General features: G+C 42.3%; 21 protein-coding genes. 1 reads left to right on the top strand and 20 read right to left on the bottom strand.

All coding sequences use genetic code 11. The annotated features are described in order from the left end of the window. Window position 1 precedes the first annotated feature (1 nt). Window positions 2-1,546, bottom strand: a complete 1,545-nt coding sequence (gene miaB / locus ABE28_RS08370) for a tRNA (N6-isopentenyl adenosine(37)-C2)-methylthiotransferase MiaB (RefSeq protein WP_064461928.1) — start codon at window positions 1,544-1,546, stop codon at window positions 2-4. A 440-nt stretch (window positions 1,547-1,986) separates the two neighbouring features. Continuing rightward, window positions 1,987-3,030 carry an L-threonine 3-dehydrogenase gene (gene tdh / locus ABE28_RS08365; protein ID WP_064461927.1) on the bottom strand — a complete coding sequence of 348 codons (1,044 nt, stop codon included), beginning with the start codon at window positions 3,028-3,030 and terminating at the stop codon, window positions 1,987-1,989. Window positions 3,031-3,375: 345 nt separating this feature from the next. Between tdh and ABE28_RS24905 the strand changes: the two genes are divergently transcribed. Then, a complete protein-coding gene (locus ABE28_RS24905; RefSeq protein ID WP_156775708.1) occupies window positions 3,376-3,555 on the top strand; it encodes a hypothetical protein in 180 nt (59 codons plus the stop codon). A gap of 63 nt (window positions 3,556-3,618) precedes the next feature. On the opposite strand, the gene ABE28_RS08360 is transcribed toward ABE28_RS24905, so the two are convergent. From ABE28_RS08360 to ABE28_RS08275, 18 genes are all read right to left on the bottom strand, one after another. Then, window positions 3,619-4,485, bottom strand: a complete 867-nt coding sequence (locus ABE28_RS08360) for a 2-oxoacid:ferredoxin oxidoreductase subunit beta (protein ID WP_064461926.1) — start codon at window positions 4,483-4,485, stop codon at window positions 3,619-3,621. Then, window positions 4,472-6,229 (bottom strand): 2-oxoacid:acceptor oxidoreductase subunit alpha, encoded by a 1,758-nt coding sequence (locus tag ABE28_RS08355; RefSeq protein WP_064461925.1) that lies wholly within the window; start codon window positions 6,227-6,229, stop codon window positions 4,472-4,474. The genes ABE28_RS08360 and ABE28_RS08355 overlap by 14 nt, the downstream gene beginning before the upstream one ends. 217 nt (window positions 6,230-6,446) lie before the next feature. Beyond that, entirely contained in the window at window positions 6,447-7,409 is a 963-nt protein-coding gene (locus ABE28_RS08350; protein ID WP_064461924.1) for a dipeptidase, read from the bottom strand. A gap of 95 nt (window positions 7,410-7,504) precedes the next feature. Beyond that, window positions 7,505-7,765, bottom strand: coding sequence for a stage V sporulation protein SpoVS (gene spoVS, locus ABE28_RS08345; protein ID WP_029281188.1), 261 nt, complete (start codon window positions 7,763-7,765; stop codon window positions 7,505-7,507). 184 nt (window positions 7,766-7,949) lie between these two features. After that, a complete protein-coding gene (locus tag ABE28_RS08340) occupies window positions 7,950-8,747 on the bottom strand; it encodes a TIGR00282 family metallophosphoesterase (protein ID WP_064461923.1) in 798 nt (265 codons plus the stop codon). 150 nt (window positions 8,748-8,897) lie between these two features. Then, window positions 8,898-10,457, bottom strand: coding sequence for a ribonuclease Y (rny, locus tag ABE28_RS08335; protein ID WP_061144685.1), 1,560 nt, complete (start codon window positions 10,455-10,457; stop codon window positions 8,898-8,900). A gap of 354 nt (window positions 10,458-10,811) precedes the next feature. Continuing rightward, window positions 10,812-11,855 carry a recombinase RecA gene (gene recA / locus ABE28_RS08330; RefSeq protein WP_064461922.1) on the bottom strand — a complete coding sequence of 348 codons (1,044 nt, stop codon included), beginning with the start codon at window positions 11,853-11,855 and terminating at the stop codon, window positions 10,812-10,814. Window positions 11,856-12,410: 555 nt separating this feature from the next. Next, window positions 12,411-13,643, bottom strand: coding sequence for a competence/damage-inducible protein A (locus ABE28_RS08325; RefSeq protein ID WP_064461921.1), 1,233 nt, complete (start codon window positions 13,641-13,643; stop codon window positions 12,411-12,413). A 23-nt stretch (window positions 13,644-13,666) separates the two neighbouring features. Then, a complete protein-coding gene (gene pgsA / locus ABE28_RS08320; protein WP_064461920.1) occupies window positions 13,667-14,251 on the bottom strand; it encodes a CDP-diacylglycerol--glycerol-3-phosphate 3-phosphatidyltransferase in 585 nt (194 codons plus the stop codon). A 188-nt stretch (window positions 14,252-14,439) separates the two neighbouring features. Continuing rightward, entirely contained in the window at window positions 14,440-15,357 is a 918-nt protein-coding gene (locus ABE28_RS08315; protein WP_306807333.1) for a helix-turn-helix domain-containing protein, read from the bottom strand. 8 nt (window positions 15,358-15,365) lie between these two features. Then, window positions 15,366-16,157 (bottom strand): DUF3388 domain-containing protein, encoded by a 792-nt coding sequence (locus tag ABE28_RS08310; RefSeq protein ID WP_064461918.1) that lies wholly within the window; start codon window positions 16,155-16,157, stop codon window positions 15,366-15,368. Between the two features lie 236 nt (window positions 16,158-16,393). Further along, window positions 16,394-16,651, bottom strand: coding sequence for a DUF3243 domain-containing protein (locus ABE28_RS08305; RefSeq protein ID WP_064461917.1), 258 nt, complete (start codon window positions 16,649-16,651; stop codon window positions 16,394-16,396). Window positions 16,652-16,730: 79 nt separating this feature from the next. Further along, window positions 16,731-17,456 carry an elongation factor P 5-aminopentanone reductase gene (ymfI, locus tag ABE28_RS08300; protein WP_064461916.1) on the bottom strand — a complete coding sequence of 242 codons (726 nt, stop codon included), beginning with the start codon at window positions 17,454-17,456 and terminating at the stop codon, window positions 16,731-16,733. Between the two features lie 23 nt (window positions 17,457-17,479). Beyond that, a complete protein-coding gene (gene yfmH, locus ABE28_RS08295) occupies window positions 17,480-18,766 on the bottom strand; it encodes an EF-P 5-aminopentanol modification-associated protein YfmH (RefSeq protein ID WP_064461915.1) in 1,287 nt (428 codons plus the stop codon). Continuing rightward, a complete protein-coding gene (yfmF, locus tag ABE28_RS08290) occupies window positions 18,766-20,046 on the bottom strand; it encodes an EF-P 5-aminopentanol modification-associated protein YfmF (protein WP_064461914.1) in 1,281 nt (426 codons plus the stop codon). The genes yfmH and yfmF overlap by 1 nt, the downstream gene beginning before the upstream one ends. A gap of 221 nt (window positions 20,047-20,267) precedes the next feature. Continuing rightward, window positions 20,268-21,227, bottom strand: coding sequence for an ABC transporter permease (locus ABE28_RS08285; protein ID WP_156775707.1), 960 nt, complete (start codon window positions 21,225-21,227; stop codon window positions 20,268-20,270). Next, window positions 21,228-22,271: an ABC transporter permease gene (locus tag ABE28_RS08280; protein WP_064461913.1), complete on the bottom strand. Its 1,044-nt coding sequence runs from the start codon at window positions 22,269-22,271 to the stop codon at window positions 21,228-21,230. Next, entirely contained in the window at window positions 22,264-23,799 is a 1,536-nt protein-coding gene (locus tag ABE28_RS08275) for an ABC transporter ATP-binding protein (RefSeq protein WP_064461912.1), read from the bottom strand. The genes ABE28_RS08280 and ABE28_RS08275 overlap by 8 nt, the downstream gene beginning before the upstream one ends. Between the last annotated feature and the right edge of the window lie 173 nt (window positions 23,800-23,972).

Raw genomic sequence — 23,972 nt, 5'->3', positions numbered from 1 at the left:
CTTATTCCACCTCAATTGCCGCTGCTTCTTCAACCATATCTCCATTTAGTGACCATGTTTTCGTTCCAGTGATTTTCACTTTCACGATTTGACCGATGGCAGATTTTGGTCCTTTGAAGTTCACGAGCTTATTTTTCGTTGTATAACCTGCTAATACTTCCGCATTCTTCTTGCTTTCACCCTCTACTAGCACTTCAACAACTTGCCCGTCATACTCTTTCATTTTCAAAGCGCACGTTTCATTAACGAGGGCATTCAAGCGCTGCAGGCGCTCCTTTTTCACTTCCATCGGTACGTTATCCTGCATTTTAGCTGCCGGTGTCCCTTCACGTGGCGAATAAATGTAAGTATATGCTGCATCAAAACCGACTTCACGGTATAAAGACATCGTTTCTTCAAAGTGCTCTTCCGTTTCGTTTGGATAGCCGACAATGATATCAGTCGTTAACGATGCACTTGGGATGGCTTCCTTGATCTTCCTTACTAGCTCAAAATACTGTTCTCGCGTATATTTGCGAGCCATGATTTTTAAGGTGTCCGTACTTCCCGATTGAACTGGAAGGTGAATATGATCAACAAGATTACCGCCTTTAGCAAGAACTTCAATCAAGTGATCATCAAAGTCACGAGGATGACTTGTCGTAAACCGAATTCGCGGAATGTCGATTTTGCGAATTTCATCCATTAAATCACCGAAACGAAATTCGATATCCGTAAAATCTTTCCCATATGCATTGACGTTCTGTCCTAGTAAAGTAATTTCTTTGTAGCCCTGAGCGGCTAGATGACGCACTTCCTGGATGATATCTTCCGGTCTGCGGCTTCTTTCCTTCCCTCTCGTGTAAGGCACAATGCAATATGTACAAAACTTGTCACAGCCATACATGATATTGACCCATGCCTTCGTTTTACCTTTCCGAATCTTCGGAAGGTTTTCAATTACATCCCCTTCTTTGGACCAAACCTCAATGACCATTTCCTTGGAAAGATAAGCTTCATTAAGAATTTGCGGCAGGCGGTGGATATTGTGCGTTCCGAAAATCATATCCACAAAATGGTGCTTTTCAAGAATTCGCTTTACGACTGATTCTTCCTGGGACATACAGCCGCAAACGCCAAGCAATAAATCCGGCTTTTCCAGCTTCAATGATTTCAAATGTCCCAATTCACCAAACACTTTATTCTCTGCGCCTTCCCTGATCGCACATGTGTTAAGTAAAATGACATTAGCATCATCCACCGTGTCAGTCGGCTGATAGCCAAGTGCCGTAAAGATACCCGCCATAACCTCCGTGTCATGTTCATTCATTTGGCAGCCATATGTACGAATGTAGAATTTTTTGCCTTCTCCCATTCCACGGAATGCTTCTGGAATCGCAAAATCATCATGGTATTCCACTTCTTCCTTCCCGCGTTTTTTCGCATCTTTTAAGGAAGGCGGAATATAAACCGCTTGAAAGTATTTACTGTAATCCTTTTCGGATTTTTTGTCCGCTGGATTTTCAGCATTCACTTGCTGTGATTCTAATCGTTGTTTCTCGTTCATGGTCATTCTCCTTTCAAAATAGTTAGTTTATTCTATCACCAACTATTAAAACACCTATCTTGTGACTAACGCTTTATGCAGCTTTCATTTTTGGTAATTACCAGTAATGATTCGTTTTTTAGTGTGAAATATCCACATTACCTTAGTATAAAGCTTTTAAGAACAAGAAACAATCATTCTGTCATGTCCTACGCAATTGTAAGGAATTTTTCACATTTACATATTTGGAACATTTAAGTACACCATTGATCCTTAGCTTCCCCATCGAATTTAGCCAATTCTTATTATATTAGAGGAAAACGCGCTATTCCTTCAAAGCTGTCTCTATCGAACTCTTGAGTTTACGCTTTTCTCGCCAATTCGGGCCTTTTACTCGCGAGTTTGAGCGCTTTTCTCGCCAATTTGGCCTTTTTACTCGCGAGTTCAAGTCAATTATCTCTTTAAGGAATCAGGAGTACCTTGCCACTTTGACCTTTGATCATCAAATCGAACCCCATCTCGAAGTCGCTTAATGAGAAGCGGTGCGTAATCATCGGCCTTAAGTCCACCTTTCCGCTTCCAAGCAAGCTTGACACCTGCTGCCAGGTTGAAAACATTTTCCTGCCGGTAATCCCTTGCACAGTAAGGCCCTTGAATACAATATCCTCTGTTATATTAAGTGTGACGGGCTGCGCTGGCAAACTTAGGATGGATACCCTTCCGCCATTCGTCGCCATCTTAAATCCTTGATCGATCGCTGCTGGATTGCCGCTCATTTCACAAACCACATCCACCCCGTCCGTATTTGTAAGGCGTTGGATGATTCCCAAAGGATCCTCCTTATTTGATTGGATGAGGTGTGTAGCCCCCATCTTTTTTGCAAGCTGTAGGCGATAATCATTTATATCGAGAGCGATCACTTTGTCTGCTCCCGCGGCCTTTGCCACGGCAACTGCCATAAGCCCAATCGGACCACAGCCAATGATGGCTACCGTTTTGCCAAGTACGTCCCCAGCAAGCACGGAATGGACCGCATTCCCCATCGGCTCTTGGATTGTAGCAATATCGGGGGGCATATCGATTGGATTTTTCCATAGATTTTTGGCCGGCAGCGCCACGTACTCCGAAAAGCATCCGTGTGTATCGACACCGATTATGGTTGTATGTTTACAAACATGAAACTGTCCCGTTAAACATTGCCTGCATCCACCGCAAACGATATGTGTTTCTGCAGATACAAAATCACCAATTGACACATTGGCCACATTTGATCCTATTTCCACTACTTCCCCAGAAAATTCATGTCCGAAAACATATGGCGGCTTCACTCTTCCTTGTGACCATTTATCCCAAGTGTATATATGAATATCCGTTCCGCAGATAGAAGCCATGTTTACTTTTATCAAAACCTCGTCCTCACGAAATTCCGGAATGTTCACATCCTGCATTTCCGCCCCATACCCGCGGTGATGTTTGACAATCGCTTTCATTTTCCCTTTAAACATGTACATTCCCCCTGAAGTAGGGCTGCTCTTTCACCGTCCTTAATAAGTAAATATATGAAATCCCAAACTAAAAAATACCATACTCTCCTTTGCACCTGCCTTTATTGGATTTTGGGGACATACGTACATTTTTAATAAATGGGTCATGTTTCTATAGCATCTTGTCCGCTCTTGAATAAGATATCTTGTACAACAAAAAACAAAACTAAGGAGTGACTTATATGTCATGTAACAATAATCACCATAATAATAACAACAACAATAACGATCGGATCGCAGAAGATTTTTGTCGTGCGGTGAAAGGTTGTCAAAAACGCGACAACGATCGTGATCGGGACCGCGATAATGACCGTGATTGTAACCGCGAGCAGCACCACCATCATCACCATCACAATAATAACAACAACAATAACAATAACAACTGTTGTTGTAGAAGAAATCGTTGCAATTTCTTCTCATTCGGCTGCGGCTGTAATCGTAACTTTTGGTAAGCTTAACCTAGAGGATGATGAATCCTTCTTGTAACAGCTTTCCAATAGAACACAAAAAGGGCTCACCCCAACTTGAGGGGTGAGCCCTTTTCATATTTTACATGAATTCTGTAACAAGCTTATCGAAATGTGCTTGATCCAGTGTCAGGTCTGATTTATTCAGCGCTTCTTCAGCATATCCCGGAATTAATTCCTGGTACGAAGGCCGTGAAGAATCTTGATAAATGATTCCTGTCACTAAACTGTCATGCTTCATCAAAGTCTGCATGGCTTGTTCTTTATTTGAAGAATCATATCCTTCAATCGTATTCAATTTCGTTAAGTTCTGCTTAAACCAATCATACGTATTGATCTTGTTATATGTCACGCATGGAGAGAACACATTGATGAAGGAAAAACCTTTATGTTTGATTCCCGCTTCAATGATTGCCGTCAAGTCCTTCAGGTCAGTGGAAAAGCTTTGGGCAACAAAGGTGGCACCGGCTGATAATGCCAATTCCATTGGTGAAACGGCCTGCTCAATCGATCCTTCCGGCGTGGACTTCGTTTTGAACCCAGCGGCTGAACGCGGAGAAGTTTGACCCTTTGTCAATCCATATATTTGGTTATCCATGACGATATACGTTATGTCGATATTACGGCGGATCGCATGGATGGTATGGCCCATCCCAATGGCAAAGCCATCTCCGTCACCGCCAGAAGCGATTACGGTCAATTCACGGTTGGCCATTTTCACTCCTTGTGCGATTGGAAGCGAGCGGCCATGGATGCCATGGAAGCCATATGACTTGATGTAACCGGATATACGGCCTGAGCAGCCAATACCGGAAACGACAGCCAAATTCTCTGGCTCCAACCCTACATTAGCCGCCGCACGCTGCATGGCAGCCTGAACGGAGAAATCCCCGCAGCCAGGACACCAGTTAGGTTTTACATCATTACGAAATTCTTTAAATGTTGCCATATTCGAACATCTCCTTGCATTGTGTGTGAATTTCATGCGGGAGGAATGGATTGCCATCATATTTTAGGATACTTTTAATTTTATTGACATGTCCGACATTCATCTTGATGATATTAGCCAATTGTCCAGTCGCATTGTTTTCGATAACCACTACCTTCTTAGCCGATTGAACTAAAGCAAGAACTTCATCAGCAGGGAATGGGTGAATCAAACGAATTTGAGCATGGTTGACTTTCATGCCATCCGTTTCCAAGCGGCCGATTGCTTCATCGATCGTCCCGCGTGTGGAATTAAACCCAAGTATTAATAAATCCGCCTCTTCATGCGGTGTGTTTTTGTAAACGGGTGTTTGGAAGGTAGTCGTCAAGTTATCCAGCTTGCGCATCCGTTTATCCATTTGCGCCTTACGATTCAAAGCGGTCTCGGATGGTCTTCCGGTTTCATCATGCTCAACACCTGTTACATGGTGGATACCGTTTTTCATGCCAGGTACGACGCGAGGTGAGACGCCGTCTTGCGTAACTTCATATCGTTTGAAGTATGCCTTGTTTTCAGACTCTTCAATTTCAGTGTCCACCAACTTCCCGCGTCTTATCTCCACTTTCCCGTAATCAAGCGGCTGTACCGTCTGTTTACCTAATGAAAGCTGTAGATCCGATAAAACGATGACTGGGCATTGATATTCCTCGGCAAGGTTGAACGCTTCTGCCGTATCATAAAAAGCTTCCTCAACTGTACTTGGAGCCATGACGATTTTAGGAATTTCACCGTGCGTGCCATAAATCATGGCCATTAAATCGGATTGCTCCTGTTTCGTAGGAAGCCCTGTAGATGGACCTCCACGTTGCGTATCGACAATGACAATCGGTGTTTCGGTAATACCCGCCAAACCGATCGCTTCCATTTTCAAGGATAGGCCAGGACCGGCCGAAGCCGTAATGGCCCGAACACCGCCGTAGTTTGCTCCAATCGCCATTGTAGCCGCCGCGATTTCATCTTCAGTCTGAATGACCGTCCCGCCTAATTGCGGAAGTTTTTTAATCAGGTACTCCATGATTTCCGAAGCCGGAGTGATTGGATAGGCTGCCATGAAGCGGCAGCCCCCTGCAACTGCGCCTAAAGCGATGGCATCGTTACCGATCATGAACAAGCGTTTTTGTCCATCTGCCTTCTCCAGCTCCATTGCACCCAGTTTTTCTCCAAGCATGACTTCCATTGCCTTGTACCCAGCAGTAATGGCATCCATATTCTTCTTGACGATTTCTTCGCCTTTACGGCCGAAGATTTCATCTACCACATCATTGAATACGGATATTTCCATTCCAAGGACAGCACATGTCGCACCGATGGCGACCATGTTTTTCATTAATGATGTGCCTAGTTCTGCTGCAATTTCCGTAAATGGAACAATATATAATTCTGCCTTTGTATCTTCTGGGCAGACAGGTTTGAATTTTGCATCCGCGATTATGATGCCACCCTCATGTAATTCTTTATAATTGACGTCAATCGTTTCTTGGTCAAAAGCGACTAAGATGTCTAAATCATCAGAGATAGCACGAGTTTCCGTAGTACTTACACGAATTTTGTTATTCGTGTGTCCACCCTTTATTCGGGACGAGAAATGACGGTAGCCATACAAGTAATATCCTAAGCGATTGAGGGCAATACAGAAAATCTCTCCTGTACTTTCAATACCTTCACCTTGTTGTCCGCCAACTTTCCATGAAAGTTGATTGATCATGTCTTACACTCCTTTAGAACGTTCGTATATAAATGCATTTAAATGCACCTCTCGTCAGAACATTCGATTATGTATAATTAATCGTTCTAATTTAGGAAAGGTGTACTAAACGCTTTCAATTCTATCGGTTAAACCATTAAATTGCAACCTTTTTGATTCTATTGTTTATATTTTCAGAATATTTATTCATATCTATATAGTACGAATTAAAAATCTTCTAAAACCCTTCTTTTTTAACAGGAAAGTGACGTGCAAAATTACCAAATAGAAGCCCTTTTACAAACTCACTGGAATAAAACTTATTCAACTCATTGATCAAAATATGATAATCCTTAAATGAGGTTAAATTGTCGACCATATGATCGATTCCATCAAAGTCCGAACCGAAACCAATTTGCTTCTCACCGCCTAGACTGCATACATGGTCTATATGCTTCAAAATATCCTTTATCGAAGCGGAGTCACCATTAGATAAAAATTGCGGGACAAAGGTTATTCCTATCACTCCCTTCTTTTGCAAAAGGGCTCTAATTTGACTGTCTTTTAAATTTCGCGGATGGGAACAAAGTGAATGGACATTCGAATGGGAGGCGATGGGGTATTCAGCCCTTTTTATGGTGTCCCAAAACCCCGCTTCCGATAAATGAGATACGTCGCACCAAATTGCTCTCTCATTTAGCAGGGTCACCACCTCTTCTCCAAATTCCGTCAAACCCGCCCCTCTCGCTTCGAGTGCCCCATCAGCTACTAGGTTCGCGTGATTCCATGTTAGCCCTACAGAGGAAACGCCAAGGTGAAGGAGCGTTTTCAGCTTCAGCAGATCGTTCCCGATGCAATCGCACCCCTCCAGAGACAGCATTGCCCCGATTTCCGATTCTGTAAGAGATTCAATGTCAGACTTCGACTTTATGAATTTCATTTCCGGCTCGGCCAAAATCTTTTCATGAAAAATATCAACCATCGCCAATGCTGCCTGGAACCTCATATCCGGATGGACTTTTTCAGGGATGTATATCGCAAAACATTGGACTTTTCCCCCTTCATCCAATAACCCCCGCTTGGTTATATGTAATTTATCACTATTTAAAAAAGATAGTTCCGGATCGATGAACATCTTCATTAACACATCACAATGTGCGTCAAAAATTGCCAACGTGATTCCCCTTCCTGTCCCATTCATTTAATGTTTACATGTTCCATTATAATGCGAACCATCATTTCAGGACAAAAAAGAGCCTGCTCGCCCATGGACAAACAGGACACTCCTTCATGAAGTTATCTTGGTTCAATGATTAATTTTATAGCCGTTCTCTCTTCGCCATCAATAAGTATATCTGTAAAGGCAGGAATACAAATCAAGTCAACTCCACTAGGTGCGACGAATCCTCTTGCGATTGCTACTGCCTTGACGGCTTGATTTAACGCACCTGCACCGATAGCTTGAATTTCGGCTGCCCCTCTTTCCCTGAGCACTCCCGCTAGTGCGCCTGCTACAGAATTAGGATTAGATTTTGCTGAAACCTTTAATATTTCCATTCCTAGTCCTCCTTGTCTTCCCTGCCGATTATGATCATAGGCTCAATGGTTATAACACTTTCCACTGCTACTATATTCATCAAGTAAAACTTGTATGACAAAGAAAACCGGGATTGTCCGACAAGATTGATATTGAATGAAAAAATGGATGGACAGCATTTGACTGACCATCCATCTCATTTAATCAATGATAAAAGGGATGATCCTCGTTGATGAGGATTCTCTCTATTTTCTTTGCCTCACCCGATTTGTCATCGATTTCCAGAAGGATCGCGCTTAATAGGGTCCTGCCTTCCTTAGGCACTTCGAAACGAACAGGTAGGCTTGTCAGGAACCGCTGGAGCACTGCGCCTCTTTCCATGCCAAGAACACCATCATACGGCCCTGTCATGCCCACATCCGATATGTAAGCAGTGCCCGCAGGCAATATGCGGTTATCGGCAGTCTGAACGTGTGTATGCGTACCTACAACGGCTGTAACTTTGCCGTCAAGGAACCAGCCCATAGCCTGCTTTTCGCTTGTTGCTTCACCATGAAAATCAACAAAGATGATCGGCGTCCTTTTTTGCGCCATCGTCACAAGCTCCTCCGCTTTTTTGAACGGACAATCCAAATCCGACATGAATGTTCTAGCTTGTAAATTGATGACCGCAATTTCCAGCTGGTTCAATTTTAAAAATTTCATTCCTTCTCCAGGTGCACCCTCTGGAAAGTTTGCCGGACGGACGAGATATTTCGCTTCCTCAATGAAATTGAAAATATCGCGATTATCCCATGTATGGTTTCCCATCGTCACCGCCTGCGCGCCCCACTCTAAAAAGTTCCTGTAAATCTTCTCCGTAATCCCTCGACCACTTGCCGCATTTTCCCCATTGATGACCGTGATATGCGGCCTATGCTTCTCCTTTAATTTCGGAAGGTATTCTTGGACCATGTCACGACCTAGAGCCCCTACGACATCTCCAATAAATAGAAGTTTCATTGTAAAACCCTTTCTACATTCACATTTCTCATGATAAGAATATCAAGTCTGTATTGTAACATAATATCTGATGAATATCGGAGCCGTATACTGTTAGAAACAAGAAAAAACGAAGAGGTTTGCACCTCTTCGCTCTTTCTTTAACCCACTTTATTTAGCGTATTCGACTGCTCTTGTTTCACGGATAACCGTGACTTTTATATGACCTGGGTAATCAAGCTCTTCTTCAATCCGTTTCCGGATATCACGTGCGAGTCGATGGGCCGAAAGATCATCTATTTGCTCTGGTTTCACTAGAATCCGCACTTCACGTCCGGCTTGAATCGCGAATGATTTTTCCACTCCATCATAGGATTCGGAAATCTCCTCAAGCTTTTCAAGTCTTCTAATGTAATTTTCAAGTGTTTCACTTCTGGCACCAGGCCTTGCAGCTGATAATGCATCAGCGGCTGCAACAAGCACTGAAATGATGGAAGTTGGCTCTGTATCGCCATGATGTGAAGCGATGCTGTTAATGACAGTAGGATGCTCTTTATACTTGGTTGCCAATTCCACGCCAATTTCAACGTGGCTGCCTTCCACTTCATGATCGATCGCTTTCCCGATATCATGCAATAAACCGGCACGGCGGGCAAGTACTTCATCCTCTCCAAGCTCAGCGGCCAGCAACCCTGAAAGCTGGGCCACTTCAATTGAATGCTTAAGCACGTTTTGTCCGTAACTTGTACGGAATTTCAAACGACCCAGTATTTTGATAAGGTCTGGATGGAGACCGTGAACACCAACCTCGAAAGTCGTTTGTTCACCAATTTCACGAATATGTTCATCTACCTCACGTCTTGCTTTGTCAACCATTTCTTCAATTCGAGCCGGATGTATCCGTCCGTCCTGAACAAGTTTTTCAAGAGCCAAGCGTGCCGTTTCGCGTCTAATCGGATCAAATCCAGATAAAATGACAGCTTCAGGAGTATCATCAATTATTAGGTCTATACCTGTTAGCGTTTCTAGCGTCCGGATATTTCGTCCTTCACGTCCAATTATCCGTCCTTTCATTTCATCGTTTGGAAGATTCACTACAGAAACGGTGGTTTCTGCAACATGATCAGCCGCACAACGCTGAATTGCAAGAGAAAGAACTTCTTTTGCCTTTTTATCAGCTTCTTCTTTGGCACGGGTATCACTTTCTTTAATCATAAGCGCTACATCGTGAGCAAGCTCGTTTTCCATTCGGTCTATGATGATTGCTTTAGCTTCTTCACGAGTTAAACCTGAAACTCGTTCTAGCTCCGTTTGCTGCTTACGAACCGTTTCGTCCACTTTGCTTTCCATCTCTTCAATATGCTGTTGTCTTTGGTTTAGAGAATCTTCTTTTTTCTCCAAAAGGTTTTCACGTTTATCTAACGTATCGTCCTTACGGTCCAGATTCTCTTCTCTTTGCAATAACCGATTTTCTTGTTTTTGTAATTCATTCCTTCTTTCACGGGATTCCCGATCAGAATCTGAACGAATTTTATGAATTTCATCTTTTGCTTCCAACAAGGCTTCTTTCTTAAGTGCATCCGCTTCACGTTTTGCATCCTCAAGGATGTGTTCTGCAGAGCCCTTTGCCCCTGCTATTTTACTCTCAAATTTTGATTTGTGAATAAAATAGCCAACAACTGCACCGACGATTAGGCCAAGCAAAGTGAAGATGATTGTCATGGGTTCCATCGTTTCACCTCCCCTTGCTATGAACTTTTTACATAAAATGTTGAACTGTCGGCAAGTACATTGCACATAAATTCAATATACAGCACTTAATTTTCAAAATTTTAGTTTGAAAAATTGTAAAATATACATATTAATTGTATAGTTGAGAATTTTTATTGTCAAGCGTTTGTCCCTTATGTATCAATGATTATTCAAGTTTTCTTAAATATTCACCGCCGGAAAGTGCTACATTCTTCATGGAAGGAGACGGCAATTCCGTTTTCAACCCTTTCAATTCGCTGAAAATTCCGCACTTTCCACTTCATAATATTTATGGAAAAGGCCTAAGCAAATAGCTTAGGCCTTTTCCTACCATTAATCAAGCAATTCAAAATGTTCCTCTTCCGCTTCCTCTGGTGGTAGCTCATGCTCTCCATCAAGATTATAATGATCCCTGATTTTCTGAGAAATCTCCAGAGCGATATCTTGATTTTCTTTCAAGAACATCTTCGCGTTTTCCCGTCCTTGTCCAACACGTTCTTCATTGTATGAATACCAAGAACCACTTTTCAGGACGATATCCAGTTCTGCACCCATATCAATGATTTCACCTTCCTGCGAAATACCTTGACCATACATAATATCAACTTCCGCTTGACGGAATGGCGGTGCAACCTTGTTTTTCACGACTTTGATTTTAGTTTTATTACCGACGATTTCATTGCCTTGTTTTAATTGTTCCGCACGACGCACTTCCAGACGCACAGTCGAATAGAACTTCAATGCCCGGCCTCCTGGAGTCGTTTCCGGATTCCCGAACATTACACCGATTTTTTCACGAACTTGGTTAATGAAAATGGCGATGGTATTTGATTTATTAATGGCACCAGATAGCTTCCTTAGAGCCTGGGACATCATCCGGGCTTGCAGACCCATATGGGAATCTCCCATTTCTCCTTCGATTTCAGCTTTAGGAACAAGAGCTGCAACCGAGTCAATGACAATGATGTCAACCGCTCCACTGCGAACTAGCGCTTCAGCGATTTCCAAGGCTTGTTCACCTGTATCGGGCTGTGAAAGAAGCAATTCATCAATATTCACACCTAGTTTTTGAGAATATGCAGGATCTAAAGCATGCTCGGCGTCAATGAATGCTGCAGTACCGCCAGTTTTTTGCACTTCTGCAATGGCATGCAATGCAACGGTCGTTTTACCTGAGCTTTCAGGTCCATATATCTCAATGACCCGTCCCCTTGGATACCCGCCAACTCCCAATGCTACATCCAATGCCAATGAACCACTTGAAATCGTTGAAATCCTACGATCTGACTGTTCTCCAAGTTTCATGATGGAACCTTTACCAAATTGCTTTTCAATTTGTTTTAAAGCCATGTCTAAAGCCGCTTGACGATCACTCACTCAATTTCCTCCTCTATATTCAAATAATCGGCTGTCCGATTAATGATGCTCTTACGTTAGCAAATATCTTCGAGACAAATCTTTGTATCCTGTCTCAAAACCTATCTTTACTATATACTCTTTTTTCTATTTTGCCAAGCAAAAAGTCGAACATTCATTCGTTTTTTTCTTTTCGGATATTGTTCTTAAAAAAGCGTTTTACCTTAAGTGAAACTTCATTTTCATTCCACTTCATCCGTAGTAATGCAAAATCATGAAATTAACTATTTTCTTTTTCCCTTTATTTTAGAAAGCAAACTCCTCAAATTTATTGTAACGGATCCGGTAGTCTCCTCGGTTGTGGACTGCCAGCAGGGATCCGATCTGGTGACCACCGCATTTACCGCAAGAATCTCGAACACCCGATCCACTCAAGGTTTAGCGACGCATTAAAGATACAAACCCGTTCTCATCTTCGACAGAAGGTTAGACTATTCAAAAGGGGGTCCCGAATTCTCATTCCGGACCCCCTTTGTCTACAAACTGAGCAGGACTATAATAGCTCTGCTTCCACATTCACAAATCATTCAGCAAGTAATGACAGCCGTATTTCACACTTCTAATGCGGTTCTGCTCCCTGCTGCCTGATAGATTCAGTTCTTTAAAGTGCGTGTTTCCATCGCGATACGAGATGCCAATGAATATAGTGCCTACAGGCTTATCTTCTTGTTCATCCGGACCTGCAACACCCGTGAAGCTTATGCCTACGTCGGCATCGTGCATTCCCCTGACATTGGAAGCCATTTCCTTTGCACACTCACCACTCACCACACCGTGCTCGGAAATGATTCCGCCGCTCACGCCGAGAACATTCGACTTCGCATCATTCGTATAACTGACGATGCCGCCTTTAAAGACCTTACCGGCACCCGGGATGGTTGTCAGCTGTTCCTGAAACATCCCGCCGGTCAGGCTTTCCGCAACAGCAATCGAAAGCTTGCGGACCGTCAATTCTTTTACAAGTTCCTTTATAAGTGAAGTATTATCATTTCCATAGTAAAACTTGCCGACCCGGTCCATAATTTCTTTTTCAGCGGTTAAAATTAGCTCTTCGCATTTTTGTTTGGACGAGTCCTTCGCAGTGATCCTTAACGTCACTTCTCCTTCGGCCGCAAGAGGGGCAATCGTCGGGTTCGTTTGATTGACCAGAAGATCATCTATCACCGTTTCCAATTCCGCTTCACCAATACCAAAGAATCGGAGTACTTTGGATTCGATCCGTTCATGCTTATCCAGTTTATTCATGATCGATTCATAGCCATAACTTATAAACATCGGCTCCATTTCACTAGGCGGGCCGGGCAGAAGCATATATGTAATCCCGGATTTGGACAGAACCATTCCCGGTGCCATGCCATGATCGTTTGCCAGCACTTCACTGCCTTCTAAAACAAGGGCCTGCTTTTTGTTATTTTCCGTCATCGCCCGATCCCGTTTTTGAAAGTAAGCTTCGATGGATTGCAGAGCTTCATCGTTAAATACAAGCTTTTTGCCAATATGGCGAGCAATCGTTTCCTTCGTCAAATCATCCTTGGTAGGACCCAGTCCACCAGTAAAGACAATCAGGTTCGCCCTTGATTCCGCAATCTCTATAGCTTGCTGCAAACGACGGTCGTTATCCCCAACCACAGTATGGTAAAACACATTGATTCCCATTTGGGCAAACTGCTGTGATAAGAATCTCCCATTAGTGTTATTGATTTGTCCTAAAAGAAGCTCGGAGCCTACTGCAATGATTTCTGCATCCATCTTTTCATGACCACCCATTCGTTTTACTTAGAATTAACAAATACTTGTTTGTTTTTCACAAAATAATCCAATCCTGACCAAATCGTAAAAATTAATGCAATCCATAAAGCGATATTTGCAAACGGAAGCGAAATGAGGGCAAATGGCAGGTTATGCAGCAATAATGCCGAAATCGCGACAATTTGCGCCCACGTTTTAATTTTCCCAAGCTGGTTCGCTGCTACGACTTCCCCAGTGCCGGCCAATACTAAACGCAATCCCGTCACGGCAAACTCACGGCTTATGATAACGATGGCAATCCAAGATTGACCGTACATCAAATCCAAATCAACCAAAACAATCAGTGCAGCCGAAACCAAAAGCTTATCAGCCAAAGGATCTAGAAATTTTCCTAGGTCAGTAATCATGTTATATTTTCTTGCAAAATGTCCATCGATCCAATCCGTGGTGGAAGCGATTATAAAGAGGATGGCTCCAGCTAGGTGTGCAACCGGCAAGCTATGTTCTCCCCATGTCAGCGTCCCCCACGAAAAAGGTACGAGCATGATGATTAAAAAAACTGGTATTAAGCAAATTCTTGCTACTGTAATCTTATTAGGCAGATTCAAAACATTTACCTCCAAAGTTTTCGCCAGCCCCTCGGGGCAAGGCAATGCGTTATAGATCTAATAGGATAATGGCGAAGGCCATCTCATGCATATATGTATAATTTAACTCAAAACCCAATCTTATATGCCGGATATGCCGAAACCCGGTTTAATATTATATAGAGAAAAAATAGTCATCTATAAGATGACTATTCGGCTTTCGTAAATTGTATCGTAACCAATTGCGTATTCACTTCAGTCGGTGAAATGGAATACTCCAGCTTCTCATCATTCACAAAAATTTCTGTTTCATATGCCCTGCCTATATTTATGACGGCTTCTTTTTCATTGGAGAAATCAATTTCCTCACTCTTGTCCTTGTCGATGGTGCCCTGGTAAAGTAGTTTACCTTCGCCATTTTTAATGCCAACCCAAGGGGAGCCTTTGGATGTCACCATTAATTTAAAGGTATCCGTATCTTTCAATTCATACGTGCTATTTTTACCGCTGGAACTGATGACGGCAAGGCTTTGTTTTTTCTTGTCTTCGTCTTTTTTAGCATCATCGTTATCTTCCTTCTTCTCATCGGAAGATGCTGGCTGTTTTTCTTCATTCTGTTTCTTGCTTGCATCCTTTTCTTCCTTGTCGAACTCTTCACTCTTGCCGTAGCCCACCGATTCGCTCTGTTTGTCGTCCTTTTTATCGGCACTATCAGGTTTACTCATATAATTGGATACCAGCACGTATATTAAGATGGCGGCACCAATGACCAAAACGACAGCCAATATCTTCGGTAACATTTCAACAACCTTGGAGTCTCCTGCCGGTATCGTTTTCCGGGATTGGACCCTGGAAAGCTGTTCAGGTATTTCCTCGCTATAGACGGAAGGGACCTCACTCTTGTATTGTTCCAAAATCTCTTCTGAGTCGAGACCGACCGCTTCACAGTATTGCTTGATGAATGCCCGTACATAGAACTTCCCAGGCATCATACTGTAATTTCCTTCTTCAATGCCAACAAGGTAACGCTTTTGAATCTTCGTTAATTCCTGTAAATCTTCGAGGCTAAGGCCTTTGGCTTCCCTAGCTTCCTTTAATCGATTACCTAACTCAGTCAAATAAAACACCTGCCATTTTAAAAGTCAAAGGAACCAAAATCGGACCCAGCAAACTGGTCTTTTTGGTCGACAACTTCATATGTTATTTCTTCGTCTGGATTGTTTCGCAACTCAATAATATAATCAAAGTCTTCGAGAGTATATTCCGTATTTTGGACAAATACATCCGGATGTTCAATGACTTTGACCGCATCGAGCCTCATGATTTCACGAATCAACTGCCAATGCCGCTCATTTGCACGGCGAGTGGAAACAATTCCGTCTAAAATGAACAAATTATCATTATTATATTCATCCTCGATAAGCTGACTGCGAATAGTCTGCTTTAAAAGGGTTGACGACACGAATAACCATCTTTTGTTTGCACATACACTCGAGGCTACGATCGATTCGGTTTTTCCGACACGCGGCATGCCTCGTATCCCGATTAGTTTATGGCCTTCCTGTTTAAATAGCTCGGCCAGGAAATCGACAAGCAGGCCAAGCTCATCACGAACGAACCTAAAGGTGTTCTTTTCATCCGCATCGCGCTGGATATAACGGCCATGCCTGACAGCTAATCGGTCACGTAATTTAGGTTCCCTAAGCTTAATGACCTTTATCGTATCCATCGTATGGAGGATTGATTCGAATCTTTCTATATTACGGCTATCTTCCGCTTTTAAAAGTAAACCGCGTCTGCCTTCATCTACACCATTTATAGTGATGATGTTAATGGACAGCATTCCCAGCAGGGATGAAATATCCCCTAATAAACCCGGACGGTTGACTTGAATTTCATATTCAAAATACCATTCTTTTTTCTCCACGATAACACTCCTTAAGCCTAGAAGCTTTTCCCCTGACATTCGAGCAAAACTTAACCATCGTAAATTTCAAGGTCTGTACGCATTAATTATTGTCTAGCTTCTATAATATAGCATTTCATGAGAAGTTAAAAGGAAAAACCCCATAAAAATCTTCATTTTTATATTCGAGGATAATTATCGGTCATACTCAAGCCAAAGGCCCTGTTAATAATAACAGGGCCTTTGGCTTGAATAGTTTACTTTGTTCCGTTGTTCTCGACTAACTTGACCATAACGCTTGCCATGGCATGTTTTTCTTGTTCGCTAGCGACTGACCAAAGATCAGCAAGGACTTTCTCTTGATCATTCTGGGGCTCAACCTGCTTAGCTAGATAATCTCCGATTTCGAAAGCCAAGTTATTAACAGCACCATCTGATAGCCCTTGTTGCTCACCTTGATTTAATCTGTCGCCTAAAAAATTTTTCCATTGATCCCAATTGTCCAGTACAGACATGAATGGTCACCCTTTCCTTCAAAATAGTACATAGATATTTTGTGAAGGAACAGAGGAAATTATACATGCGATAAAAAAATCATGTGTACCATCCACCATTTACGCCTAGGATTTGTCCAGTGATATAAGATGACTTGTCGGATAGTAAATAAAACACTGCCTCGGCTACTTCTTTCGCGTTCCCCATCCTGCCCATCGGGATATCGCCTTTGATGATTTCCAAATCATCAGCACTGAAGGATTCAAGCATGGATGTAGATATCGCGCCGGGGGCAACCGCATTCACCCGGATTCCATTAAGGGACACTTCCTTGCTCAACGCTTTGATAAAAGCATTTTGACCACCCTTGACCATGGAATACAATACTTCACAAGAAGCCCCCGTCTGCCCCCATATGGATGTGACAGCAACAATGGCAGCCTGTTCTTGGTACATCAACTTTGGAAGCAATTCCTTCGTTAATTGGAAAGGACTCGTTACATGCAATTGAATCATTTCATTAACAACCTTATCATCCATGTCAGAAATGAGTCCATAATAGCTATTGCCGCTATTGAGGACAATAGCATGAAGGGCAAAGATGTTCTCAGCCAATATCTTGTACCCGTCCGGTGTCGATAAATCCGCTTGTATCGGAATGAGCTCTACCTGATGAGGCTTCAGTTCTTCAATCAGTTCCATAATCGCATCTTCATTGCTGTTATAATGTAAATAAAGCGAGTAATTCTCCTCGGCAAGCTTAATGGCGATTTCCCTGCCGATCCCTCCACTGGCACCAGTTATAAGGGCAAAACGTTTCCCCACATTCCAGCCCCCTTTAATATTATTTATTTAGGAAGTACCTGACAGACAGTCATCCGTTCATCGACGATTAAATCCCCGGCGACCTTCCTGATATCTTCAATCGTTAGTTGTTCCAATACCGATACCACATCGAACAAGTTCATATCATTGAATGCATACCGGGTGAACTGATTAGCGATATACTCCGGTGAATTCAGCGAACGAAGGAACGATCCGATTTTTTTCTTTATTGTCCTTTGCAGGCCTTCTTCATTCAAGCCGAATCCAGTTTTGGATTTTTGCAGGATCGAAAATAATGACTCCGTCAACTCTTCAGGCTTGGCACTGTCCCCGCCGATTAAAGCAAACCCAAAGCCTTGCTCCTGTGTATAATCATAAGAGAAACTTTGATCGATCAGTCCCTCCCCATACAGTTCTTCATGCAACGGTGAACTCTTGCCAAAGAGCATCTCCAAATAAATATTGGTTGATAGCTCCCTTTTTAAAAGCTGTAAACCTGATTGATGAACATCGATAGCCTTGATTCCAAGCATGACCTTCGGAGTTTGGACATTCATTTTCAGGATTTCCTTTTTCTTGGAAACCGTGTGTGGCTCATCAGCAAATTTACGCTCCACCTCAGGCTGTTCACTGTAACCCTTGTCAGCCTGATTATCGCGGATTAACTTCATTGTCCCCTCGACGTCAACTGGTCCTACAACAAACAGAAGCATATTGCTCGGATGATAAAACGTGTTATAGCATTCATAAAGCATATCTTTCGTTATATCAGCAATCGAAGCCACGGTACCGGCAATATCGATTTTAACTGGATGATGATGATACATGTTGGCTATCGTCCCGAAGTATAGACGCCAGTCAGAATTATCATCATACATATTGATTTCCTGGCCAATGATTCCTTTTTCCTTCTCTACCGTCTTCTCCGAAAAGTAAGGATCTTGGACAAAATCGATTAAGGTGGTCAGATTTTTATTGAAATCAGACGTACTGGAAAACAGATAAGCTGTACGGGTAAAAGAAGTGAAGGCATTTGCTGATGCCCCTTGCTTCGAGAACTGCTGAAAAACATCACCATCTTCCTTTTCAAAAAGCTTATGTTCAAGGAAATGGGCAATCCCATCAGGCACCTTAGAAAATTCCGTTTCATTCAAAGGCTTGAAATGATTATCCACTGAACCGTAATTCGTCGTAAACGTCGCAAAGGATTTATTGAAACCAGCTTTCGGAAGGATATAAACTTCAAGTCCATTGTCCATTTTTTCATGAAAAAGTTCTTCTTTCAATTGAGTGAACGCTATCTTCTCCATTACTCTTGCACCCCCGCTTCTGTTAGGAAATAAATTGTATCAAGCTGAATCTTCTGACCAACGGCAACAATTTCTTCCTTCGTCGTCCGTTCCGTTTCAGCAAACCAATCGTCCAGTGAAATATTCTGCCCGGAAATTACATTATGGTATAAAATTTCAACGAGGCCCCTGCTAACGTCGATCGTTTCCAGAAGCTGATTCCTTACGACGGCCTTCGTCTGTTCCAGTTCTGCCTCGGAAAAGTTTCCTTGTTTCATTTCATTCATTTGCGCATGAATGATTTCAAGTGCTTGCTTGTAGTTCGCATTTTCGATGCCCGCCATCACCATCAATAGCCCTTTATGACTTTCGAGCCTAGAAGCTGCATAATACGCTAGGCTGGCTTTCTCCCTGACATTAATGAATAGTTTCGAATGTGAAAAACCGCCAAAAATCCCATTGAACAGCTGCAGCGCATAATAATCCGGATCACCATAGGCAATATGGGTACGGTAGCCGATATTCAATTTCCCTTGTTTTACATCCGAGTTTTCGATGACTTCCTTTTCCTTCTCCACTTCCTTGTCCGTATTCCTTGGCAGACGTACCGGTACCCGAGCCTTTAAGGTCACATATTTGTCAGCTAAAGCCTCGACCTCCGATTCATTGATGTCGCCGATCACATACAAATCGATCTCATCTTCAGCCAGCATTTTTTGATAATAAGTGAAAAGGGACTCCGGCGTTATCGTTTTCAAGTCCTCTAGGTTTCCGCTTGCTTCAAGGGCATATGGTTCGGTTTTGCACATTTCCTCGACAAGCCTTGTAGCCGAATAGCGCATTTTATCATCGGAAATGGATTGAAGTCGCTGTTTCAAGGAACGGATTTCATTGGTCACCGTTTTAGGATCAAAGGCCTCGCCATTCTTTTTCGGATGAAAGATCACCTCAGATAATAACCCAAAAGCTTTTTCTAGAAGCGGCGTTGAATCACTAAGGAATTTTTCATTGACGATATCGATGGTGAAACTAACGATTTGATATTCTCCTTTTTTTGCGACATCGACATAAAAACCCGCGCCGTATAATTCATCAAGATAAGATCTAAGCTCAGGAGTCGTAGGATATTTACTCGTATTGCTCTGTAACACATATGGCACCAACGCGCGATATGTAACTTTTTCTTTCGTCAATGGCGCTTTCATCTTCAGCACGAGCGTATTCGTTTTATATTTATCCGTACGGACCACATGAAGCCTGTATCCGCTTTTTTCCATTATTGTATCGGAAGCGATAGACATGAATAATCCTCCTCATTATATAAATCACCTTTAGTAGCTTATTGTTTGTAGATAGGAACCCTTTTAAACATCTACTTAAAATATACATGTGAAAGGAAAAATCATGCAAGTAACAGCTACTTTTTTTCGGTTTTCACTTAGTCTTAACAGCCATGTCCTGACCGGTTGCTTTTATCCTACGTAAAAACCGGTCAGCACATATGACTGACCGGTTGCATAAATTATCTTTTTCCTTTGATGTATGGCTGTCCGGATGCCTTTGGAGCATCTGCACGTCCAATGAATCCGGTTAGGGCAATGATTGTCAAAACATAAGGAGCAATCAAAAGGTAAACTGATGGTATATCCTTGAAAAAAGGAAGGCTCGAACCTACGATACTCAAACTTTGAGCCAAACCAAAGAATAACGCGGCCCCCATTGCACCGATTGGATGCCACTTACCGAAAATCATCGCCGCAATGGCCATGAACCCTTGACCGTTGATGGTCGCGTGATTGAATTCATTTGAAAAAATAGTTGCATAAATCGCTCCGCCGATACCGCCGAAAGCACCTGATAACAAGACGGCTGCATAACGGATTTTCGTTACATTGACACCCATTGTATCAGCAGCCATAGGATGCTCTCCAACTGCCCGAATTCTTAATCCAAATGGAGTTTTGTATAGGACATACCAAACGACAAAAGATATCAGAATGGCGATGTAGACGATATAATATCCATTTGCGAAAAAGATTGGGCCTATGAATGGAATGTCACTTAAAAGCGGAACATCAATCCTAGGAAATGTTTCAGTGATTCTATCCGTTTGTCCTTTGTCGAAAATCAACTTCACTAAAAACATGGTTAAACCTACTGCCAGAAGGTTTATGGCGACACCACTTACCGTTTGATCCGCCCTGAAGGTAATGCAAGCCACTGCATGGAGGATGGAAAATAATAAACCGGCTATCATTGCTGCCAAGACAGCCAGCCATGGAGTCCATTCTCCAAAGACATCTGCCAGCATCAAGTTAAAAACAATTCCGGTAAAGGCACCAATTACCATTAATCCTTCCAAACCAATATTTATGACACCTGCGCGTTCAGAAAATACCCCTCCAAGTGAAGTAAATATAAGTGGAGCAGCTAGAGCAATCATTGATGGAATAATAATTTGTAATACTTGGTAAAAATCCACTTATTTCACCCCTTTCTTAAAACGAGCGGCAATCCAACGTATAAAATAACTTGAAGCGACGAAGAAAATAATCAAAGCGATGACTATATCTACGATTTCACTCGGTATCCCTGTTTCCAGTGGCATATTTAAGGCTCCTGCTTTCAATCCACCAAATAATAAGGCAGCAAGAACAACTCCAATAGCTGTATTCGCACCAAGTAGAGCTACTGCAATTCCGTCAAATCCCATACCTGTGAATCCACCTTTGACAGCAGCATACCCAAATGTCCCAAGTCCTTCCATGGCACCTGCAAGGCCTGCAAATGCACCGGAAATCACCATTGAAAGGATGATGTTCTTATTAACACTCATACCTGCATATTCGGACGCATGCTGGTTGAAACCTACCGCTTTAAGTTCAAAGCCCGTTTTCGTTCTTTCAAGAATGAACCACATGATGATTACGCAAATAATAGCTACCACTATTCCCCAATGCATCCGGGAAAAATCCGTGATGCTTTCAAAGAAAGGAGAACGCAGTGATGCTGTATCGGCGATTCTTTCCGTTTTATCCAACTTGTCAGTCATTACATTTCGAATCAAATAATTCGTTACATACAAAGCTGTATAATTCAACATGATGGATACGATAACTTCATGTACACGGAATTTGGCTTTTAAATAACCTGGAATAAAAGCCCATAAGGCGCCCGCAACGGCCCCAGCTAAAATCGCTAATGGCAAATGGACGATCCTTGGAAGATCAAAAGCAATTCCTACCCAGACTGCCGCCAACCAGCCCACAATTAATTGCCCCTCAACACCGATATTGAATAATCCGGTACGAAAAGCAAAGGCCACCGCCAAACCTGCAAGGATATACGGAATGATTGTCCTGACCGATTCTCCTACATAATATGAATCCCCAATAATGCCCCCAATCATGGAGCCATAGCCTGCAATAGGGTCATAACCACTTGCTAACATGATTATAGCCCCTACCACTAGTCCAAGAATAACTGCTATTAACGGACTGGTTAATTTAGATAAATACTTAGACATGTTGTTTTCCACCTGCTTCCGTCCGTTTACTGCCAGCCATAAGAAGACCAAGTTCCTGTTCCGTAGTTTCTTTCGGATCGACGATGGCGACAATTTCCCCTTCGTATATAACAGCAATTTTATCGCTGACATTCATGATTTCTTCTAATTCAAACGATATGAGCAGTACCGCTTTTCCTGCATCACGCTGTTCAATTAGGCGTTTATGGATAAATTCTATTGCCCCCACATCAAGTCCTCGTGTTGGCTGCGCGGCGATCAATAAATCCGGATTCCTATCAACCTCACGTCCTATGATTGCTTTTTGCTGATTACCACCAGAAAGCGCTCGTGCTGGAGTATATTCACTTGGAGTACGGACATCATAGCTTTTAATTAATGTCCGAGCTTTTTCAAATATTTTCTTTGAATTCAAGATACCAGCTTTAGAGAAAGGCTTTTGATAATACGTTTGCAAGACAATATTTTCCCCAACACTGTAATCAAGGACCAATCCATGCTTATGTCTGTCCTCAGGTATATGTCCCACGCCCGCTTCCGTTATTTTCCTAGGTTTAAGGTTTCTGATTTCTTTTCCATTAAGCTTAATAGAACCAGTAGTTGATTTCCTTAAACCAGCCAATGCTTCAATTAATTCGGATTGTCCATTGCCATCCACACCAGCAATTCCAACAATTTCTCCAGCACGGACAGTTAAATCCAAATTCCTAACAGCGGAAACTCCCCGAGAATCTTTAACTTCCAGTTCCCTAACTTCCAGAACAACATCAGTTGGAGATGCTTTCGATTTTTCCGTTTTAAAAAGGACCTCCCTGCCAACCATTAAGCTTGCCAATTCATTAGGGTTGGTTTCATTAACATTCACTGTACCAATCCCTTGACCTTTTCGTATTACCGTTACCCGATCACAAACCTCCATAATTTCCTTAAGCTTGTGAGTAATTAAAATGATGGATTTACCTTCTTTGATGAGAGCCTTCATTATATAAATTAGTTCCTTTATTTCTTGAGGAGTCAATACAGCGGTTGGCTCGTCGAAAATCAATATCTCGGCACCGCGGTATAGCGTTTTCAAAATTTCGACACGCTGCTGCATCCCTATTGAGATATCAGCAATTTTCGCATAAGGATCGACGCTAAGCTGATATTGTTCTGATAGTTTCCTAACTTCCTCACTCGCTTCTTTTAAATCGATTTTCCCCGCTTTCGACGGTTCTTTACCTAAAATAATATTTTCCGTAACAGTAAATGGGTCAACAAGCATAAAATGCTGATGAACCATTCCAATCCCTAAATCATTGGCAATGTTTGGGCTGGTAATCTTGACTGGGCTACCATTCACACGAATTTCTCCCTGCTCTGGCTGATATAAACCGAATAATACATTCATCAAAGTCGATTTACCCGCGCCATTTTCACCTAATAATGCGTGAATCTCCCCTTTTTTCACCTGAAGGGTAACGTTATCATTTGCGACGATGCCTGGAAATTCCTTACGGATATTAAGCATCTCAATTACATATTCCACGTATTATCAACTCCTAAAATGAGTGTAAATTTTTTATTGATAAATAGCTGATCTTACTCTATTGATTTTTTAAAAAAACCAAATGAAAAACTACGATTTCATCATAGTTTTTCATTCAATATTTTTACAGGGTCCAAACTTTTGAAGAAAAGAAAGAATAGAGTGCAATTCTG

The sequence above is a fragment of the Peribacillus muralis genome, assembly GCF_001645685.2.
GTDB lineage: Bacteria > Bacillota > Bacilli > Bacillales > DSM-1321 > Peribacillus > Peribacillus muralis_A.
This window is presented reverse-complemented; position numbering and strand designations above follow the sequence as displayed.

Bases quoted from the DNA above. Each gene is read 5' to 3' on its own strand.
- rny (WP_061144685.1), bottom strand. From the start codon at position 10,457: ATGGAACCCATGACAATCATCTTCACTTTGCTTGGCCTAATCGTCGGT.
- yfmH (WP_064461915.1), bottom strand. From the start codon at position 18,766: ATGGAGAAGATAGCGTTCACTCAATTGAAAGAAGAACTTTTTCATGAA.
- ABE28_RS08325 (WP_064461921.1), bottom strand. From the start codon at position 13,643: ATGGATGCAGAAATCATTGCAGTAGGCTCCGAGCTTCTTTTAGGACAA.
- ABE28_RS08305 (WP_064461917.1), bottom strand. From the start codon at position 16,651: ATGTCTGTACTGGACAATTGGGATCAATGGAAAAATTTTTTAGGCGAC.
- spoVS (WP_029281188.1), bottom strand. From the start codon at position 7,765: ATGGAAATATTAAAGGTTTCAGCAAAATCTAATCCTAATTCTGTAGCA.
- ABE28_RS08360 (WP_064461926.1), bottom strand. From the start codon at position 4,485: ATGGCAACATTTAAAGAATTTCGTAATGATGTAAAACCTAACTGGTGT.
- ABE28_RS08280 (WP_064461913.1), bottom strand. From the start codon at position 22,271: ATGTCTAAGTATTTATCTAAATTAACCAGTCCGTTAATAGCAGTTATT.
- tdh (WP_064461927.1), bottom strand. From the start codon at position 3,030: ATGTTTAAAGGGAAAATGAAAGCGATTGTCAAACATCACCGCGGGTAT.
- ABE28_RS08355 (WP_064461925.1), bottom strand. From the start codon at position 6,229: ATGATCAATCAACTTTCATGGAAAGTTGGCGGACAACAAGGTGAAGGT.
- ABE28_RS08340 (WP_064461923.1), bottom strand. From the start codon at position 8,747: ATGAAACTTCTATTTATTGGAGATGTCGTAGGGGCTCTAGGTCGTGAC.
- yfmF (WP_064461914.1), bottom strand. From the start codon at position 20,046: ATGTCTATCGCTTCCGATACAATAATGGAAAAAAGCGGATACAGGCTT.
- ABE28_RS24905 (WP_156775708.1), top strand. From the start codon at position 3,376: ATGACCGTGATTGTAACCGCGAGCAGCACCACCATCATCACCATCACA.
- miaB (WP_064461928.1), bottom strand. From the start codon at position 1,546: ATGAACGAGAAACAACGATTAGAATCACAGCAAGTGAATGCTGAAAAT.
- ABE28_RS08350 (WP_064461924.1), bottom strand. From the start codon at position 7,409: ATGAATGGGACAGGAAGGGGAATCACGTTGGCAATTTTTGACGCACAT.